Genomic DNA, 16,725 nt, shown 5'->3' with positions numbered 1-16,725 from the left:
TGCGGAAGACAAGCGTACGGCACGTTCGTCGAACTGACCTCCCTGGTCGGCGCGTTGGGATTCGCCGCGACCGCGCAGGCTCTCGCGGGCCTGCGCCTGGTCGCGATCGACGAGTTCGAGCTCGACGATCCCGGCGACACGGTGCTGGTGTCCAGCCTGCTGACCCGGCTCGTCGAGGCCGGTGTCCACCTGGCCGCGACGAGCAACACCCAGCCGGAGGACCTCGGTGCCGGTCGGTTCGCCGCCGCCGACTTCCGCCGTGAGATCCAGGGTCTGGTGGCCAGGTTCGACATCCTCCGGGTGGACGGGGAGGACTACCGGCACCGGGGTCTTCCGGCCGCGCCCCCGCCGTATACTGACGATGAGGTCGGCGCGCGGGCGGCTGCCGAGGAGGGGGCGACCGAGGACGGATTCGCCGCGCTGTGCGAGCACCTCGCCGGACTGCACCCCTCTCGGTACGGCGCGCTCGTGGCCGGAGTCACCCTGGTCTGCCTGCACCGGGTCGCGCCGGTCGAGGATCAGGCGGTGGCGTTGCGGGTCGTGGTCCTCGCCGACCGGCTCCACGACCCGTCGGTCCCGGTCGTGGCCTCCGGCGTGCCCTTCGGGGAGCTGTTCGGAGCGGAGCTGCTCGCCGGGCCGCACCGCAAGAAGTACCAGCGGGCCACGTCCCGGCTGAGTGCGCTGGGCCGGGACGCCGCGGCGGGGAACGGCACCGCGGGCCGCGTCGCCGGGATGCTGCCCGGCTGACGCACCAGGCCGGGCGCGCGGCCCGAACGTGCGGCCGCTGCACCCGAGTGGGGTGTCGGAGCCGGCGGTCCGGACGCCGGATCTGCCGGAGTATCTGTTCGCCGTTCCGGGCGTGGGTGACCCGCTGGCGGTCGTGCCGGGGCCTGCGACCATGGGTGCATGGGAACCTACGTCGTGCTGCTCGTCATGGTGTTGTTGGTGGGGCTGGCGGTGCTGGGCGGGCTCTATTTCGTGCTGTCCAGGGACCGCACCCGGCGCTGACGGCCGGTGCGCTGACGGGTCAGCCGGCGGTCGGCTCGGCCGGGGGGAGCAGACGGATGATCACGACCGACTCGCCGTCGAGTTCCACCCGTCCCGGCATGTAGGTGAACCCGTGGGCGGATGCGGCCGGGGCGTCGAACGGGACGCCGTCGAGGGGGACGGCCTGCCGTTCGGCGGCCAGGTTCACGACGATCGCCACGTCGCCGCGACGGACCACCAGCCAGCGGGCCTCCTCGTCGAAGGTGCACGCGACCGAGGACCACGCCGGGTCGGTCAGCGCCGGCAGCCGGCGACGCAGCGCGATCAGCCGGCGGTGCCAGTCCAGCAGGTCGGAGTGACCCTCCCGGCCCGGTTCGGACCAGTCGAGTTTCGACTGCTGGAAGGTCGCCGGGTCCTGGGGATCGGGAACGTCCTGCGGCTCCCAGCTGTGGGCGGCGAACTCGGCGCGCCGGCCCTCCCGCACCGCGTCCCCCAGCCCGGGGGCGGTGTGGTCGGTGAAGTACTGCCAGGGGGTGCGGGCACCCCACTCCTCGCCCATGAACAGCATCGGGGTGACCGCCGAGGTGAGCAGCAGGGCCGCACCGATCCGGAGCAGGCCGTCGCTGAGCGTGGCGGACGCCCGGTCGCCGGCGGCCCGGTTGCCGATCTGGTCGTGGTTCTGCAGGAAGGTGACGAGCCGGTAGGCGGGCGTGGTCGGGGGGATCGGCCGGCCGTGGGAGCGCCCGCGGAACGTCGAGTAGCCGCCGTCGTGGACGAACCCACTGGTCAGCGCGTGGGCGAGGGTCGAGATCGAACCGAAGTCCCCGTAGTACCCCTGCCGTTCGCCGGACAGGGTTGCCCACAGCGCGTGATGGATGTCGTCGCACCACTGCCCGTCCAGGCCGTACCCGCCGGCCTCGGGTGCGGCGACCAGCTTCGGGTCGTTGAGGTCCGACTCGGCGACGGCGAACAGCGGGCGGCGCAGCTGGGCGCCGAGCCGGTGGACCGCCTCGGCGATCTCCTCCAGCAGGTGCAGGGCCCGGCTGTCCTGAAAGGCGTGGACGGCGTCGAGACGCAGCCCGTCGCAGTGGTAGTCGCGCAGCCAGGACAGGGCGCTGTCGATGATGAACGCGCGGACCTCGTCGGAGCCGGGGGCGTCGAGGTTGACCGCGGGGCCCCACGGAGTGCTGTAGCGGTCGGTGAAGTAGGGGCCGAAGCGGCCGAGGTAGTTGCCGTCCGGGCCGAGATGGTTGTAGACGACATCCATGATCACGCCGAGGCCGCGAGCGTGCGCGGCGTCGACGAAGCGCTTGAGCCCGTCCGGGCCGCCGTAGGGTTCGTGCACCGCGTACAGACCGACGCCGTCGTAGCCCCAGCCGTGCCGGCCCGGGAAGGCGTTGACCGGCAGCAGTTCGACGGCGTCGATGCCGAGTTCGACGAGATGGTCGAGCTTGCCGATGGCCGCGTCGAAGGTGCCCTCCGGGGTGAACGTCCCGACGTGCAGCTCGTAGAGCACGCTGCCGGCCAGCGCGATGCCTCGCCAGGTCCCGTCGGTCCAGGGGAAGGCCGAGTGGTCAACCAGCCGCGACCGGTCGTGAACCCCCAGCGGCCCCGGTTGCCGGGCCGATCGGGGGTCGGGCAGCTCCTCGCTGCCGCCGTCGAGCAGGAAGGCATAGTCCGTGCCATGCTTCGCGGACGGGACGTTGACCCACCACCACCCCCGTTTCCCGGCGGTCATCTCGTGCGTCGAGTCGCCGGCGGAGCCCGCCACGACCAGGCTGACCGTCTTCGCCTCAGGGGCCCACAGCCGGAGGGTGCTCATCGGTCTTGTCTACCTGTCAGAGCCGTCGGACACGCCGTGACGGCGACAATGGTGACGACATCGGTCCCCGGCCGAAGGCGCCCGGCTGCCCGGCATGCCGAGCCGGATGGCACCGAGATGGCAGCGAGGTAGTCCGACCGGAGGGAGGGCAACCGCCGTGCGATGCCTCCGTATCTTGATCAGATGGCACCGTTATGCCATGATTTCGTCGTCGTGATGTTCGACCGGAGGTTCGCTGCAGTCCCGCCCCTCCGCCGGGCCTACGACACGCCGTCCCACCTGCGCGTTGATTTTCGGGTCCTCATCGCCCCTACGAGGGATCGCAACCGCACGCGACGGCGAGGACAGCCGGGGGCGATGTGACGGGCCGTCCTATGATGCGTGACATGCCGAACCTCAACGTGTCGGTCCGGGCGGCGACGCTGCAGGATGCCCGGACGCAGGCCGAGGCCGCCGGGCTCAGCCTGTCTGCGTGGGTAGATAAAACGCTGACCGACGCCATCTGGACGGCCCGCTTCGCCCGGCAGCAGCAGCGCAACGCCGCCCTCGGGGTGACGCCGGAGTATCTCAACGCCGAGTTCTTCCGGCTGGAGGCGCTGCGGCGTCGTGCGACAGGGTGAGGTGTGGGCACGGGCCGGATGGTGACCTGCCCGGTCATCCCTGGCGACCCCCTGCCGCATGACGACTACGCCGCGGACGCCGGGATCATTGATCCGATCCGGGGCACGATACTGCCGGAGCTGATCGTGTGGATGCCGATCTCCGGCTTGGCCCACCCATTCGGCCCCATCCCTCCGGAGGCATGGCAGCGGGTCGATCAGATCCTCCGCCGCGTCCGGATCACCCCCACGGGCGTGGGGAGGATCTCACCCCGGGATCGACACCGATGGTCTCGGCCGGATCACCCCCACGGGCGTGGGGAGGATCTCACCCCGGGATCGACACCGATGGTCTCGGCCGGATCACCCCCACGGGCGTGGGGAGGACTTCCTGCGGTAGATGGCTGGTGCAGACCTACTACCTGTCCACCGATCCCCGGGGACGGGAGGTGATCGTGAAGCGGGACGCCGACAAGCAGGGCGTCCCGCCTGGACATCGTTGCTTGGCTTCCCCCTACGACCCGGATGCGCGGTGGGCGGCCAAGGGCGACGACCTGTTCTGGTACGGCTACAAGGTCCACCTCACCGAAACCTGCGATCCTCCCGCCGAAGCCGAAGCCGAAGCCGAAGCCGAAGCCGAAGCCGAAGCCGAAGCCGAAGCCGAAGCCGAAGCCGAAGCCGAAGCCGAAGCCGAAGCCGAAGCCGAAGCCGAAGCCGAAGCCGTGCCGTTACGGCTGATCACGGACGTTCTCACCACCCAGGCGAGCGTCCCGGATGTGAAGGCCACGGAGATCGTCCAGGCCACCCTCACCGACCGTGGCCTCACCCCGGGCGAGCACTACCTCGACGCCGGCTACTCCTCCGCCGACCTCATCCACACCGCCGCCACCCGGGGCATCACCATGGTCACCCCAGCTCTCCTCGACCACTCCCCCCAGGCCAAGGCCGGCGCTGGCTACGACAAGGCCGCGTTCCGGATCGACTGGAAAGCCCGCCAGGCCCGCTGCCCGCAGGGCCACACCAGCACCGGCTGGTACCCCGTCCGCCAGCACAACCGCGACGCCATCGTCGTCGCGTTCGCCCGCACCGATTGCCACCCCTGCCCCGCGCAGAAAGCGTGCACCACCTCCACCCGCCGCACCCGTTACCTCAGCCTGCGCCCCCGAGAACTCCACGAGACCCTGACCACCGCCCGCGCCGAACAGGCCACCGACACCTGGAAGACCAGGTATGCCCTGCGCGCCGGGATCGAAGGCACCATCAACCAGACCCTCGACATCACCGGCCTGCGCAACGCCCGCTACCGCGGCCTGCCCAAGACCCGCCTCCAACACGCCTTCTCCGCCACCGCGGTCAACGTCATCCGCCTCGACGCCCACTGGAACCCCGACCAACCACCCTTCACACCCCGAACCAGCGGACTCACCCGCCTCAGCCAGCAGCGCACAACCCGAACCGCGAATTAAGCAGCAGAGTCGGTGAGCACGTCCGTCCAGCGTCCCTCGGGTAGGGGGATGGTGGTGTCCCGCCAGCCGCCGCCGCGGCGCAGGCCGAGGACGAGGCGGGGCACCACGGTGACGACGGACTCGGACCGGCTGAAGGCGACGACGTTCTCCGCGGCCGAGCCGGAGGCCCACAGCGGCCGGTAGGTCGCGCGTGTCCTCATCGCCCCTACGAGACCGGATCTGCCTGCTACCGCCCCAGTCGACGTGCAGGGTCAGCTCGGCTGATCAGCCGGGACGTCGCCCCGTTTAACCGGACCCGTTTAACCGGACCCGCGGTGCTCCTTCAAACGAGCAGGGCCGTTGTCTGGCACGCGTCGATGCCTACGTCCCGCTGCGCGGATCGATCGATCAACAGGTCCACAGCGTGAGCTGCTGTGCCAGTGTGCGACAGGGTTGTGTACGCCCGGTAGTGTCGCCTCGCGTGAGCCTGGATCCGTGGCGGGGGCGGTACGCCGAGCGTGCGCAGAGGATGGTGCCCAGCGAGGTTCGGGCCCTGTTCGCGGTCGCGTCCCGCCCGGAGATCGTCTCGCTGGCGGGTGGGATGCCGGACGTGACCGCGCTGCCCATGGACGCGATCGCCCAGACCATGGCCGATGTTGTCCTGGAGCGTGGCCCGGTGGCATTGCAGTACGGCTCCGCGCAAGGCGACCCCGGGCTGCGGGAACGGATCTGCACCGTGATGGCGATGGAGGGTATCGATGCCGAGCCCGACCACGTCGTGGTGACGGTCGGGTCGCAGCAGGCTCTCGACCTGATGGCGAAGATCTTCCTCGATCCGGGGGATGTTGTCCTCGCTGAGGCTCCGACCTATGTGACGGCGATCAACACGTTCGTCGCCTACCAGGCCCAGGTGGTGCACGTATTGATGGATACCGACGGGTTGCTCCCCGATGCGTTGACGGAAACCCTGGAGCGTCTCGCCGCGGCCGGGCGGGCGGTGAAGATGCTCTACACGGTGCCGACGTTTCAGAATCCGGCCGGGGTGACCCTCACTGCCGCGCGGCGGTCGGAGGTGGTGGAGGTGTGCCGGCGCGCCGGGGTGCTGGTGGTTGAGGACAACCCGTACGGCCTGCTGGGCTTCGAGGGGGGGCCGATGCGGGCGCTGCGGGCGGATGCGGCGGGCGACGTGGTGTATCTGGGGTCGTTCTCGAAGACTTTGGCGCCAGGGCTCCGGGTGGGCTGGGTGTTGGCGCCGCCTGCGGTCAAGGACAAGCTGGTGCTGGCTGCCGAGTCAGCGATGCTGTCGCATTCGATGTTCGCGCAGCTCGCGGTCGACCGTTACCTGACGATGCAGCCGTGGCCGGAGCAGCTCAAGGTGCTGCGGGAGCTGTACCGGGAGCGTCGGGACGCGATGCTGACCACGTTGGAGACGTCGATGCCGGCGGGGACAATGTGGACCCGGCCGGCCGGTGGATTCTTCGTGTTCACGACCCTGCCCGAGGGAATCGATGCACGGGCGATGCTGCCTGCCGCGGTGAAGGCCCGGGTGGCCTACGTGCCGGGAAGCGGTTTCTACGCGGACGGGTCGGGGGGCAACAGCATGCGGCTGTCCTACTGCCATCCTCCGCCTGAGCGGATCCGCGACGGGGTGACCCGCCTGGGCGAGGTGATTGCCCGGGAGCTGGAGCTGCTGGCCACCTTTGGCCCGCGTCCGCGACCGACCACTTCCTCTTGATCATCCGACCGTCGCTGTGAGGGGCACGATGACTGATCTGGGCCGGGTGCTCGTACTCGCCGGTGGCCTGTCCGTCGAACGGGAGGTATCCCAGCGGTCCGCGAACCGGCTGCACGCGGCGCTGACCCGGATCGGTATCGATGCCGAGCTCCGCGATGTCGACGCCGGCCTGCTGCCCGCGCTCGCCGCCGAGCCGCCTACGGTGGTGTTGCCGGTCCTACATGGCGTGTCGGGAGAGGACGGCACGTTGCGTGAGGTGCTGGACCTGCACGCCCTGCCGTATGTCGGCGCGATACCGGCGGCCTGCCGAGCGACGTTCGACAAGCCGATCGCGAAGGCGGCGGTCGCCTCCGCCGGGCTGTCGACTCCGGCGTCGGTGACTCTTCCGAAGGAAGCCTTCCATGATCTCGGCGCTGCCGGGCTCATCAGCCGGATCGTCGACCGGCTCGGCCTCCCGCTGGTTGTCAAACCCCGCGCCGGTGGGTCGGCGTTCGGTGTCAGCTACGTGGCGGACGCGGCCGAGCTGCCCGCCGCGCTGATGACCTGCTTCGGCTACCACGACGGGGCGTTGATCGAGCGGGCGGTCGCCGGTGTCGAGATCACGGTGGGGGTGGTCGAGACCGACGACCGGCCGCTGGCTCTGCCCACGGTGGGGATCAGCCCGGTGAGCGGGCGGTACGACTACTCCGCCCGCTACACCGCCGGTGCCACTGACTTCGTCATCCCTGCGCCGGTAAGCCGGCAGGTTGCCGATGCGGCGGCCGACGCAGCGCTGACCGCCCACCGTGTCCTGGGCCTACGCGATCTGTCCCGCACCGACCTGATTGTGAGCGAGGACGGCACGATCTGGTACCTGGAGACGAATGTCGCACCAGGGATGACCGAGACGAGCACGTGGCCGATGGGTCTTGCCGCGGCAGGGCTGGATTTCGGTGTCGTCTGCCGGGACCTTGCCGCCCGGGCGGTGGAACGCGCGGGCGGCTGAACGGTCGGGCTCAGGGCCGGTAGATGGAGATGTGCTTGCGGCTCGACGTCGGATCGTACGGGTAGCGGTCCCAGTCGGCCCACCGTTCTTCCAGCGTCAGCCCGGCCTGGGTGGCGAGTTCGTCGATCGCCTCCGGCCAGCAGTAACGCATGCTCCCTGGGTACAGCCGGGGGAGCTTCCCGTCGGTGAACACCAGCTCGTGGTAGTTGAACATCTGGGCGGTTTGGTCATTGGTGGAGGCGAAGAGCACCAGGCGCTGGGGGCTTCGCTGCTTGACGGTCACCGCCGAGTCCGCGGGGAACACGCCGGGGTACGGGCCGTCGGGCAGACGGTCGGGCCGGGGGACGAACGTCTCGATGACCAGCCGGCCGTCGGGGTGCAGCGCGGTCCGGGTCTGCCGGAGGAAGGCCGCCTGGGTGTCCTCGGTCGCAAGGAGGAAGTAGGTGTTGAAGACCGCGTAGACCAGCGGGACCGGTTCGGAGACGGTGAACGTGGCGGCGTCGGTTGTGATCGCGTCGATGGGAAGCCGGTCGATGGCGGCGCGGCGGGCGAGGACTCGGGTCATCTCGTCGGAGGCGTCGATACCGATCACCCGTACGCCGGACTGGGCCAGCGGGATCGCTACCCGCCCGGTGCCCACCCCCATCTCGACCGCGGGGCCGGCGCCGGCGAACTTCGCAAGGATCTTGATCTGCCCGGTGGGTGCCACAAACGTGCCGTAAAGATCATCATAGGCGGCGCTGATGGCGTCTCCGTAGGTGCGGGCGCCGTACTCATCCGTCTCCTTCGTCATCGCGCCCCCTGCTGATGCGATCGAGGGTTCCAGGCTGTGGGCATAGGTCATCACCTCAGGTCGGGTAGGGGAGGCCAGCCCTGCAACGGCATCGCTGTTACATGCTGGTAACCTGATCTGTACCGGTACTGACAGTGTGATCCAATCTATTGATCGATAACAGTACCGGTACAGTTTGAGTGACGAGGGGTGTCCTTTGAGTAGATATGAGGAGATTGCGACCGAGCTGCGCCGCCGCCTGGACGCCGAACTCACGCCCTACCCGGTGGGTAGTCGCCTGTCCGGATACGGAGCCCTCACCAAGGAGTTCGGGGTTGGGCGTGGCGTCATCACGGAGGCCCTCGGCCTACTCGCGCTGGAGGGCCGGGTCAGGATCGTGGAAAAGTCCGGTGTCGTCGTACTTGACCGGTCGGCACCGCCAGAACCACTTGAGCTCGGCCGCACCGTTCGCCGTAACGACCTGGGGTACATCTTCAACCCGGCCGCCGGGCACTGGTCACCGGTCACCACCCCGACCCGCCGCTGGATGGCCGCGCCGCCGCATGTCGCCCGCCTTCTTAGCGTTCCGCCCGGCAGCGAGGTTCTCGAACGTCACCGTGTCGTCGGCCCCGGCGGCCAGCCCGTGCAGATCTCTGACTCCTACCTGCCTGCCGAGCTCGCCCGCGGCACGATTCTGGAGGCCGCTTCGACGGGGCCAGGCGGCATTTATGACCGCTTCGAACATGACCTGGGCCACGGACCCCTGACCTGGACACGCACGATCGGTGCCCGCCCAGCAACCCCCGATCAGGCCCGAGACCTCGGGATTTCCCGCAGTGCCTCGCTCCTTGTCCTATCCCGAACAACGATCAGCGGCGCGACCGGGCATCCTGTCGAGGTCAACATCACGTACGTCGACGGCGGCCGGTTCGAGGTGGAGCAGACCATCACCCGCGATCCGAGTGCCCAGTGGCCTACCACCCCCGCCACCGCCGAGAACCGCCCCAACCTGGCAGGGTAGCCGAATACGGTCAGCTAATGACACTAATGACTTTGTCGAGCCGCCGCGTGCTACGCGCGGACGAGCAGGCTTACCGGGAAGTCGCGTAGCAGCCGGAGCACGTAGGCGGTGCCGCCGTCGTGTTTGCGGCCGGTGAGCACGTCCGTCCAGCGTCCCTCGGGTAGGGGGATGGTGGTGTCCCGCCAGCCGCCGCCGCGGCGCAGGCCGAGGACGAGGCGGGGCACCACGGTGACGACGGACTCGGACCGGCTGAAGGCGACGACGTTCTCCGCGGCCGAGCCGGAGGCCCACAGCGGCCGGTAGATCGCGTCCGCCCCGAACCATTCGGGATGGTCGCGGCGGGTCCGTAGTGCCCGGGCGACGACGAGCAGCTTCGCCGGGCCGGAGTCGTCGAGGGTCGGCGGGCGACGCGGCGCACCGGTCTCGGCGGTCGACTCCACACCGATCTCGGCGAGCAGCTTGGTGCGATCACCGTAGTTGACCGCCCGCCGGTTGTCCGGATCGACGAGGGAGAGATCCCACAGCTCCTGGCCCTGGTAGACGTCCGCTATCCCGGGCATGGTCAGCTGGAGCAGCTTCTGGGCCAGCGAGTTCTGCCGGCCCAGCTCCACCAGCGTGGCGACGTACCGCTCCAGGATGCCGACGAACTCGTCGTCCTCCAGCACCGACTCGATGTAGTTCGTCAGGGCCGCCTCGTAGCCGGGGTCCTGGTCGGTCCAGCTCGTGTGGGTCTTCGCCTCCCGGACGGCCTTGAGCATGTACTGCGTGGCCCGGTCGGCGGGCAGCGGCCAGGCGCCGACCAGGGTCTGCAGCAGAAAGTAGACGGTGACCCGGTCGGGCCAGCCCTGCTCGGTGTCGCGGTGGCGTTCCCCGAGCCGCACGAGCCGGCCGGCCACCTCGGCCCAGCCGCGGGGATCCTCGGACAGCACCGCGAGCCGGGCCCGCACATCCTCCGACCGCTTGGTGTCGTGCGTCGACAGGGTGGTCATCGTCAGTGGCCAGTTTCGCTGGACCGACAGGTTCGCCTCGTGGAACTCGGTGACGGCGCTGCGCGGGTGCCCGGTCGTGAACGCCGGGAAGCGGCCGGGGTTGCCGCCGACCTCGTTCAGCGCCAGCAGCCGGGCATACCGGTAGAAGGCGGTGTCCTCGATGCCCTTGGCCATCACCGGCCCGCAGGTCTGCTGGAACCGGACGACGAACTCGGCCGGTCCGCCCAGCGCCAGGTCCTCGATGAGGTCGACCTCGGTCGCCCGGCCCGGCAGGTGGGAGCGGGCCTGCTCGCAGGCGCGGACCACATGCCCGCGGGCCTCCAGGCTCGGCGTGCCGTCCGGGCGGAGGTAGGCCCGGTAGACGTCGAAGGCGGCGAGGACCTCGCACATCGCCTCGTGCAGACCGGTTCGGGTGAGGTCGGCCCGGGCCTCCCGGGCCTCCCCGAGCGCGAGGCTCGTCAGCTGGTCCACCTCGGGCTGGAGCACGCCCGCGAGGACGTCGAGCTTGGCGGCCCGCGCCTCGGCCTCGTAGTCGGGGTCCGCGCGGGTGATCTCGCCGTAGAGCACCGCGAGGGGATGACCCGCCATCGGGTCGAGAAACAGCCGGGTCAGCCGGCCGATTCCCTCGTAGCCGGTGGTGCCGTCGCAGGCCCAGGTGTCCGGCAGCGCCTCGTCATCCTCCAGGATCTTCTCGACGACGGTCCACACCCCGCCGGTGGCCTCCGACAGCCGGCGCAGGTAGTCCTCCGGGTCCGCGAGCCCATCCGGATGGTCGATGCGCAGCCCGTCGAAGGTCCCCGCGCGGATCTGTTCGATGAGAAGCCGGTGCGTGGCGGCGAACACGTCCGGGTCCTCCTGGCGCAGCGCCGCCAGGGTCGTGATATCGAAGAACCGCCGGTAGTTCAGCTCAGTCGCGGCGACCCGCCACCAGCACAGCCGGTAGAACTGCGCGTCGAGGGTCGCGGCGACGTCGTCGGGGTCGGCGGTGCCCGCGGCGACGGGCAGCACGTGGTCGTAGTAGACGACGACCCACTCGCCGTCCTCGTCCTGTTCGACGGAGATCTCCCCGGCCGCCAGGCAGTCGGCGAGCCCGGCGCCCAGGATCGGCACCAGCACCCGGCCGGGGTTGTCGGGGGAGGCCCAGTCGATGTCGAACCAGCTGGCGTAGGGGGATTCGGGTCCCTCGCGCAGCACCGACCACCAGGCCGCGTTCGTCGTTTCCGGGGCGATCGCCATGTGGTTGGGGACGACGTCGACGATCAGGCCGAGTCCCGCCTTGCGGCACGCGGCGACGAGCCGGCGCAGCCCGCCGGTCCCCCCCAGCTCGGGATTGATCTGCCCGTGCTCGACGACGTCGTAGCCGTGGGCCGAGCCGGGCGCGGCCTCCAGCACGGGCGAGAGGTACAGGTGGGAGACGCCGAGCGTGGCCAGGTAGGGGACGACGACCGCCGCGTCGGTGAGGGAGAAGTCCAGGTTGAGCTGGAGCCGGTAGGTGGCGGTCGGTACCACCCGGTCGGCGCCGTACCCCCCGCCGGGATGCGCCGGGTCAGCTGACACGGCGCAGCACGACGGTCGAGCGGGCGTCGAGTTCGATGGGATCGCCGGCCTTCACGGCCCTTCCCATGCTCGCGGGATCGAGGGCCGAGTGGAGCAGCGCGGTGTCGCTGAGCCGGGCGTCGACCTCGGCCGTCGACGGGCGGGTGTCGACGACGATCTCCCACGAACTGCCGAAACTGGTCGCCGGCGTCTGGAACCCGACCGGTTCGTGGTGGGCGTTGAAGAACAGCAGGAACGAGTCGTCGATGATGGCCTGGCCCAGCGCGTCGGGGTCCGGTATCCCCTCACCGTTGAGGTAGACGCCGAGTGATCGCGCCGTCCCGGACTCCCAGTCGCTGTCGGACATCTCCGTGCCGTCCGGGCGAAGCCAGGCGATGTCCTTGACGGCGGGGTCGTCGCCGGAGCGCCCGCCGCTGCCGTCCGCGTCCTGGCCGCCCGCCTGCCCGCCGGTGGCCGCCTCGGCCGCGCCGTGCATCGTGCCGCCCTGCCCGCGCAGCGACTTGCCCTGGAAGAACCGGCGGCGGCGGAAGATAGGATGATCATGGCGCAGTCTTGACAGCAGGCCGGTGAACTCGATCAGGTCGGCGTTGCGCTCGGCGTCCGACCAGTCCAGCCAGGAGATCGGGTTGTCCTGGCAGTACGCGTTGTTGTTGCCCTGCTGGGTGCGTCCCATCTCGTCTCCGGCGACCAGCATCGGCACCCCCTGGGACAGCAACAGCGTCGTCAGCAGGTTACGGGTCTGCGCGGCGCGCAGGGACAGGACGGTCGGGTCGTCGGTGGGCCCTTCGACTCCGCAGTTCCACGACCGGTTGTCGTCGGAACCGTCCCGGTTGTCCTCGCCGTTGTCCTCGTTGTGTTTTTTGTTGTAGGAGACCAGGTCGTGCAGGGTGAACCCGTCGTGCGCGGTGATGAAGTTGATCGACGCCCACGGCCGGCGCCCGCTGTTCTCGTACAGGTCGCTCGATCCGGTCAGCCGGGAGGCGAACTCGGCGATCCCGTGGTCCTGCCCGCGCCAGAAGTCACGGACAGTGTCGCGGTACTTACCATTCCATTCGGTCCACAGCGGGGGGAAGTTCCCCACCTGGTAACCGCCCTCGCCGAGGTCCCACGGTTCCGCGATCAGCTTGACCTGGGAGACCACCGGATCCTGCTGGACGAGGTCGAAGAACGATGACAGCCGGTCGACGTCGTAGAACTCCCGGGCCAGGGTCGCCGCGAGATCGAACCGGAACCCGTCGACGTGCATGTCGGTAACCCAGTAACGCAGCGAGTCCATGATCAGTTGTAGCACGTGCGGGTGTCGTACCCGCAGGCTGTTGCCGGTGCCCGTGTAGTCCATGTAGTACTGGGGTCGGTTGTCCACGAGCCGGTAGTAGGCGCTGTTGTCGATGCCGCGGAAGCACAGCATCGGACCCATGTGGTTGCCCTCGGCGGTGTGGTTGTAGACGACGTCGAGGATCACCTCGATCCCGGCCTCGTGCAGGTTCTTGACCATTCCCTTGAACTCCTGCACCTGGCGGCCGTGGCCGCCGGAGGCGGAGTAGCCGCTGTGCGGCGCCAGGAACGCGATGGAGTTGTAGCCCCAGTAGTTGCGCAGCCCGCGGCTGACCAGATGCTCGTCATGGACGAACTGGTGCACCGGCAGCAGCTCGATCGCGGTCACGTCGAGCTTGCGATAATGGTCGATCATCACCGGGTGGGCGACTCCCGCGTAGGTCCCGCGGTACTCCTCCGGCAGGCCGGGATGGTTCTTGGTCAGCCCCCGGACATGCGCCTCGTAGATCACCGACTCGTTGTAGGGCCGGCGTGGCGGGCGGTCCCCGTTCCAGTCGAAGAACGGGCTGATTACCACCGACTTCATCATGTGGGGGCCGGAGTCGGCGTCGTTGACGCTGTCGGGGTCGCCGAAGGTGTAGGGGAACACCGCCTGGTCCCAGGCGACCTCCCCGTCGACCGCCTTCGCGTACGGGTCGAGGAGGAGCTTGGTGGGGTTGCAGCGCAGCCCTCGGGCGGGGTCGTAGGACCCGTGGACCCGATAGCCGTAGCGCTGGCCCGGTCCCACGGTGGGAAGGTAGGCGTGCCAGACGAAGGCGTCCCGTTCCCGCAGGTCGGTCCGCTCCTCGTTGCCCGCGTCGTCGAACAGGCACAGCTGGACCCGGTCGGCGACCTCGGAGAAGATCGCGAAATTCGTGCCCGATCCGTCGTACGTAGCGCCCAGGGGATAGGGGCTGCCGGGCCATACCTGTGACATACGACCGAAGCCTACGGGCCGAACGGTATTCGCGGGCCGAGGTCACTTCATTCCTGGTTTGCGGCGCCTGCGATCTTTGAAGATCCTTTGATCGCCCACTGAACTAAGCAGTCTATCATGGAGTCATGCCCGACGGGACGATCTGGATCGTCATCGCCGGCGCCTTGGTCGTCGGCGAACTGCTGACGCTGGACCTGACGCTGGCGATGTTCGCGCTGGCCGCGCTCATTGGGGCCGGTGTCGCGCTGCTCGGCGTCGATCTGGTCTGGCAGATCGTTGCCTTCGTGGTCGCGGCGGGTGGATTCGGGCTGGGACTGCGCCCGGTGGCGAAGCGTCAGCTGCAACGTACGCCGCCCCTGCTCACGGGTACCGACGCGCTCGTCGGAGAGCGCGCGATGGTGGTGGAGCGGGTCGACGGCGACGGGGGTCGCGTGAAGGTCAAGGGAGAGATCTGGTCGGCCCGGTCCTACCCCACCACCACCGTGCTCGAGGCCGGCAGCGAGGCGCGGGTGCTGCGCATCGATGGTGCCACTGCCATCGTCCACAGTTTCGAGCTCTGACGACCGGGGCCCCGGCGCCCCCGGCGATGCCAGTGGATGTGACAGCGCCGACATCGGGACGGTCGGCCTTCAACCGGCCGGCATCGGGACGGCCGGCATCGAGGGGGCTGAAAGTGAGGGGTACGCCATGGCAGGAGTGATCGCCGCCGCGGTGATCGCGGCGGTCCTACTGATTTTTCTGGTCCGGGCGGTGCGCATCGTGCCGCAGGCGCGCGCGATGGTCATCGAACGGCTGGGCCGGTATCACCGCACGCTGACGCCGGGCCTCGCGATCCTGGTCCCAGTTGTCGACCGGGTCCGTGACCGCATCGACCTCCGGGAGCAGGTGGTCAGCTTCCCGCCGCAACCGGTGATCACCGAGGACAACCTGGTGGTCGGGATCGACACGGTGATCTACTTCCAGGTCACTGACCCACGGGCAGCGACCTACGAGATCGCGGACGTGATCCGGGCGATCGAGCAGCTGACCGTCACCACGCTGCGCAACGTGATCGGTGGGATGAACCTGGAGGCGACCCTCACCTCGCGGGACCAGATCAACGGGCAGCTGCGCGGCGTGCTCGACGAGGCCACCGGAAGGTGGGGAATCCGGGTTAACCGGGTGGAGCTCAAGGCCATCGATCCGCCGAAGTCCATCCAGGACTCGATGGAGAAGCAGATGCGGGCCGAGCGGGACCGCCGGGCCGCGATCCTGACCGCGGAAGGCGTCAAGCAGAGCGAGATCCTGCGGGCCGAGGGCGAGAAGCAGGCCGCGATCCTGCGGGCCGAGGGGGAGCGGGAGGCGCAGATCCTCACCGCCCAGGGCGAGGCCCAGGCGATCGACACCGTCTTCCGGGCGATCCACGAGGGTAACGCGGACCAGAAACTGCTAGCCTACCAGTACCTGCAGACGTTGCCGCGGATCGCCCAGGGGCAGGCGAGCAAGTTGTGGATCGTGCCCAGCGAGCTGACCACCGCCCTCGGTGGCCTGTTCGTCGGCGGTGCGGACCAGGCGCACAAGACTGTCGGGGCCCGTCCCGCGCCCGCCGAGGGCCCGTCCGCGGGACCTCCGTCGACCGGTTCGTAACCCCGGGTCTCCCGGCCCGGCGGCTCATCGGTCCTGCGCCCGTTGGCCGCCGGCTGTCGTCGCCTGATCTTTTCGGGTGACCTGTCTCCTTGGGCGACCTGCCCGATCGGCCCATTCCGAGCCCGTCACCAATGGTTGGTGCGGACAAAACTTCCCGCCATTTAATGATACTTCAGGAGGAGGTAGGGCTAGTCCGCTGAGCCGGACCATGGGACGATTCACCCAGCCAAACGGGGGCGGGTCGACGGGCGCAGGGGAAGGCGTTCCTCGTCGACGGAGGTCCCGCGTGGTCGCAATGTCCCCGACAACTCGTGAGCTGTCATCCGGCTCGTCGTCCTTCGCCGTGCCGGGCAAGCTGGCGGTTCTCGCCTGTCCGCCGGTGCTGTGCCCGCACCTGGAGTTCGCCGTGTCCGGCGTTCTGTCGTCGCCACTGTCGTTGACCTGGACGGCGCAGCCCGGTATGCCCGGATTCCTCTTCGCCGGGCTGGAGTGGCGGGCGTCGCCTGGTACCGCGGGGCGGGTGGCTGGCGCGCTGCGCCGGCTCGGGTACGTCACGTTCGAGACCGTCGAGGGACCCTCACCGGGGTGTGACGCCGAGCGGTACTCCTACACCCCCGATCTGGGGCTGCACCGCGCCGCGATCGCCGCGAACGGGGACGTCGTCGTGGGGGAGGCGGCGCTGCGGGCTCTGCTGGAACGGGGGGAGGCCCGGGAGGCGCTCTCCCGGGGCCTGCACCGGCTGCTCGGAACCGCCTGGGACGACGTGCTCGAACCACTGCGCCGGGGCGCCCACGGCGCCCCGATCACCTGGCTGCGCCGGACCGGGTAGCCGGGTGGGGCAGCCAGGTGACCGGGTACCGGCAGTGCCGACCGGCTGCCGCGGGAGAGCTGCTGGACGTCGGCCGGGCGGGCCGGCGGGGTGGACGAGGCTCCTGG

At 69.6% G+C, this 16,725-nt stretch carries 14 protein-coding genes; 9 read left to right on the top strand and 5 right to left on the bottom strand.

Going from position 1 to position 16,725, the window contains the following annotated elements; translation table 11 throughout:
• A partial coding sequence (gene zapE / locus AC08OJ_RS05155; RefSeq protein WP_476594390.1) for an AFG1/ZapE family ATPase occupies positions 1 to 747 on the top strand: 747 nt, incomplete at its 5' end.
• Positions 748 to 1,027: 280 nt separating this feature from the next.
• Here the strand turns inward: zapE and treZ are convergent.
• Positions 1,028 to 2,809, bottom strand: coding sequence for a malto-oligosyltrehalose trehalohydrolase (gene treZ, locus AC08OJ_RS05150; protein WP_476594391.1), 1,782 nt, complete (start codon positions 2,807 to 2,809; stop codon positions 1,028 to 1,030).
• A gap of 386 nt (positions 2,810 to 3,195) precedes the next feature.
• Between treZ and AC08OJ_RS05145 the strand changes: the two genes are divergently transcribed.
• Positions 3,196 to 3,429, top strand: coding sequence for a hypothetical protein (locus tag AC08OJ_RS05145; RefSeq protein WP_476595174.1), 234 nt, complete (start codon positions 3,196 to 3,198; stop codon positions 3,427 to 3,429).
• 434 nt (positions 3,430 to 3,863) lie between these two features.
• Positions 3,864 to 4,874 (top strand): transposase, encoded by a 1,011-nt coding sequence (locus tag AC08OJ_RS05140; RefSeq protein ID WP_476595173.1) that lies wholly within the window; start codon positions 3,864 to 3,866, stop codon positions 4,872 to 4,874.
• On the opposite strand, the gene AC08OJ_RS05135 is transcribed toward AC08OJ_RS05140, so the two are convergent.
• Positions 4,871 to 5,074: a hypothetical protein gene (locus AC08OJ_RS05135; RefSeq protein ID WP_476594395.1), complete on the bottom strand. Its 204-nt coding sequence runs from the start codon at positions 5,072 to 5,074 to the stop codon at positions 4,871 to 4,873. The two genes, AC08OJ_RS05140 and AC08OJ_RS05135, sit on opposite strands and share 4 nt — an antisense overlap.
• Before the next feature lie 308 nt (positions 5,075 to 5,382).
• Here AC08OJ_RS05135 and AC08OJ_RS05130 point away from each other — a divergent pair, with 308 nt between their 5' ends.
• Both AC08OJ_RS05130 and AC08OJ_RS05125 read left to right on the top strand, forming a co-directional pair.
• Positions 5,383 to 6,588, top strand: a complete 1,206-nt coding sequence (locus AC08OJ_RS05130; protein WP_476595177.1) for an aminotransferase-like domain-containing protein — start codon at positions 5,383 to 5,385, stop codon at positions 6,586 to 6,588.
• Positions 6,589 to 6,616: 28 nt separating this feature from the next.
• The gene (locus AC08OJ_RS05125) at positions 6,617 to 7,573 is read left to right on the top strand and encodes a D-alanine--D-alanine ligase family protein (RefSeq protein ID WP_476595172.1); all 957 of its coding nucleotides are present in this window, start codon (positions 6,617 to 6,619) and stop codon (positions 7,571 to 7,573) included.
• Positions 7,574 to 7,583: 10 nt separating this feature from the next.
• Here AC08OJ_RS05125 and AC08OJ_RS05120 read toward each other — a convergent pair whose 3' ends face one another.
• Positions 7,584 to 8,366: a class I SAM-dependent methyltransferase gene (locus tag AC08OJ_RS05120; RefSeq protein WP_476593687.1), complete on the bottom strand. Its 783-nt coding sequence runs from the start codon at positions 8,364 to 8,366 to the stop codon at positions 7,584 to 7,586.
• A 196-nt stretch (positions 8,367 to 8,562) separates the two neighbouring features.
• Between AC08OJ_RS05120 and AC08OJ_RS05115 the strand changes: the two genes are divergently transcribed.
• Positions 8,563 to 9,366: a GntR family transcriptional regulator gene (locus tag AC08OJ_RS05115; protein WP_476593688.1), complete on the top strand. Its 804-nt coding sequence runs from the start codon at positions 8,563 to 8,565 to the stop codon at positions 9,364 to 9,366.
• Positions 9,367 to 9,416: 50 nt separating this feature from the next.
• Here AC08OJ_RS05115 and treY read toward each other — a convergent pair whose 3' ends face one another.
• On the bottom strand, positions 9,417 to 11,912 hold the full coding sequence (treY, locus tag AC08OJ_RS05110; protein ID WP_476595171.1) for a malto-oligosyltrehalose synthase: 2,496 nt from the start codon (positions 11,910 to 11,912) through the stop codon (positions 9,417 to 9,419).
• Complete coding sequence (gene glgX / locus AC08OJ_RS05105) at positions 11,902 to 14,163, bottom strand: glycogen debranching protein GlgX (protein ID WP_476595170.1); 2,262 nt, start codon at positions 14,161 to 14,163, stop codon at positions 11,902 to 11,904. The genes treY and glgX overlap by 11 nt, the downstream gene beginning before the upstream one ends.
• A 125-nt stretch (positions 14,164 to 14,288) precedes the next feature.
• Here glgX and AC08OJ_RS05100 point away from each other — a divergent pair, with 125 nt between their 5' ends.
• The 3 genes from AC08OJ_RS05100 (at position 14,289) to AC08OJ_RS05090 (ending at position 16,618) form a co-directional block, all read left to right on the top strand.
• The gene (locus tag AC08OJ_RS05100) at positions 14,289 to 14,723 is read left to right on the top strand and encodes an NfeD family protein (protein ID WP_476593691.1); all 435 of its coding nucleotides are present in this window, start codon (positions 14,289 to 14,291) and stop codon (positions 14,721 to 14,723) included.
• 127 nt (positions 14,724 to 14,850) lie between these two features.
• Entirely contained in the window at positions 14,851 to 15,789 is a 939-nt protein-coding gene (locus tag AC08OJ_RS05095; RefSeq protein ID WP_476593692.1) for an SPFH domain-containing protein, read from the top strand.
• A 295-nt stretch (positions 15,790 to 16,084) separates the two neighbouring features.
• On the top strand, positions 16,085 to 16,618 hold the full coding sequence (locus AC08OJ_RS05090) for a DUF3145 domain-containing protein (protein ID WP_476593693.1): 534 nt from the start codon (positions 16,085 to 16,087) through the stop codon (positions 16,616 to 16,618).
• Positions 16,619 to 16,725 lie beyond the last annotated feature (107 nt).

Source organism: Frankia sp. CgKIO3, from assembly GCF_977946435.1.
Note: the sequence above shows the minus strand (reverse complement) of the source record. Positions and strands in the feature narration are given on the sequence as shown.

Coding starts and splice junctions, on each gene's coding strand:
- treZ (WP_476594391.1), bottom strand. CDS start 2,809: ATGAGCACCCTCCGGCTGTGGGCCCCTGAGGCGAAGACGGTCAGCCTG.
- AC08OJ_RS05145 (WP_476595174.1), top strand. CDS start 3,196: ATGCCGAACCTCAACGTGTCGGTCCGGGCGGCGACGCTGCAGGATGCC.
- AC08OJ_RS05135 (WP_476594395.1), bottom strand. CDS start 5,074: ATGAGGACACGCGCGACCTACCGGCCGCTGTGGGCCTCCGGCTCGGCC.
- AC08OJ_RS05130 (WP_476595177.1), top strand. CDS start 5,383: ATGGTGCCCAGCGAGGTTCGGGCCCTGTTCGCGGTCGCGTCCCGCCCG.
- AC08OJ_RS05125 (WP_476595172.1), top strand. CDS start 6,617: ATGACTGATCTGGGCCGGGTGCTCGTACTCGCCGGTGGCCTGTCCGTC.
- AC08OJ_RS05120 (WP_476593687.1), bottom strand. CDS start 8,366: ATGACGAAGGAGACGGATGAGTACGGCGCCCGCACCTACGGAGACGCC.
- glgX (WP_476595170.1), bottom strand. CDS start 14,163: ATGTCACAGGTATGGCCCGGCAGCCCCTATCCCCTGGGCGCTACGTAC.
- AC08OJ_RS05100 (WP_476593691.1), top strand. CDS start 14,289: ATGCCCGACGGGACGATCTGGATCGTCATCGCCGGCGCCTTGGTCGTC.
- AC08OJ_RS05095 (WP_476593692.1), top strand. CDS start 14,851: ATGGCAGGAGTGATCGCCGCCGCGGTGATCGCGGCGGTCCTACTGATT.
- AC08OJ_RS05090 (WP_476593693.1), top strand. CDS start 16,085: ATGTCCCCGACAACTCGTGAGCTGTCATCCGGCTCGTCGTCCTTCGCC.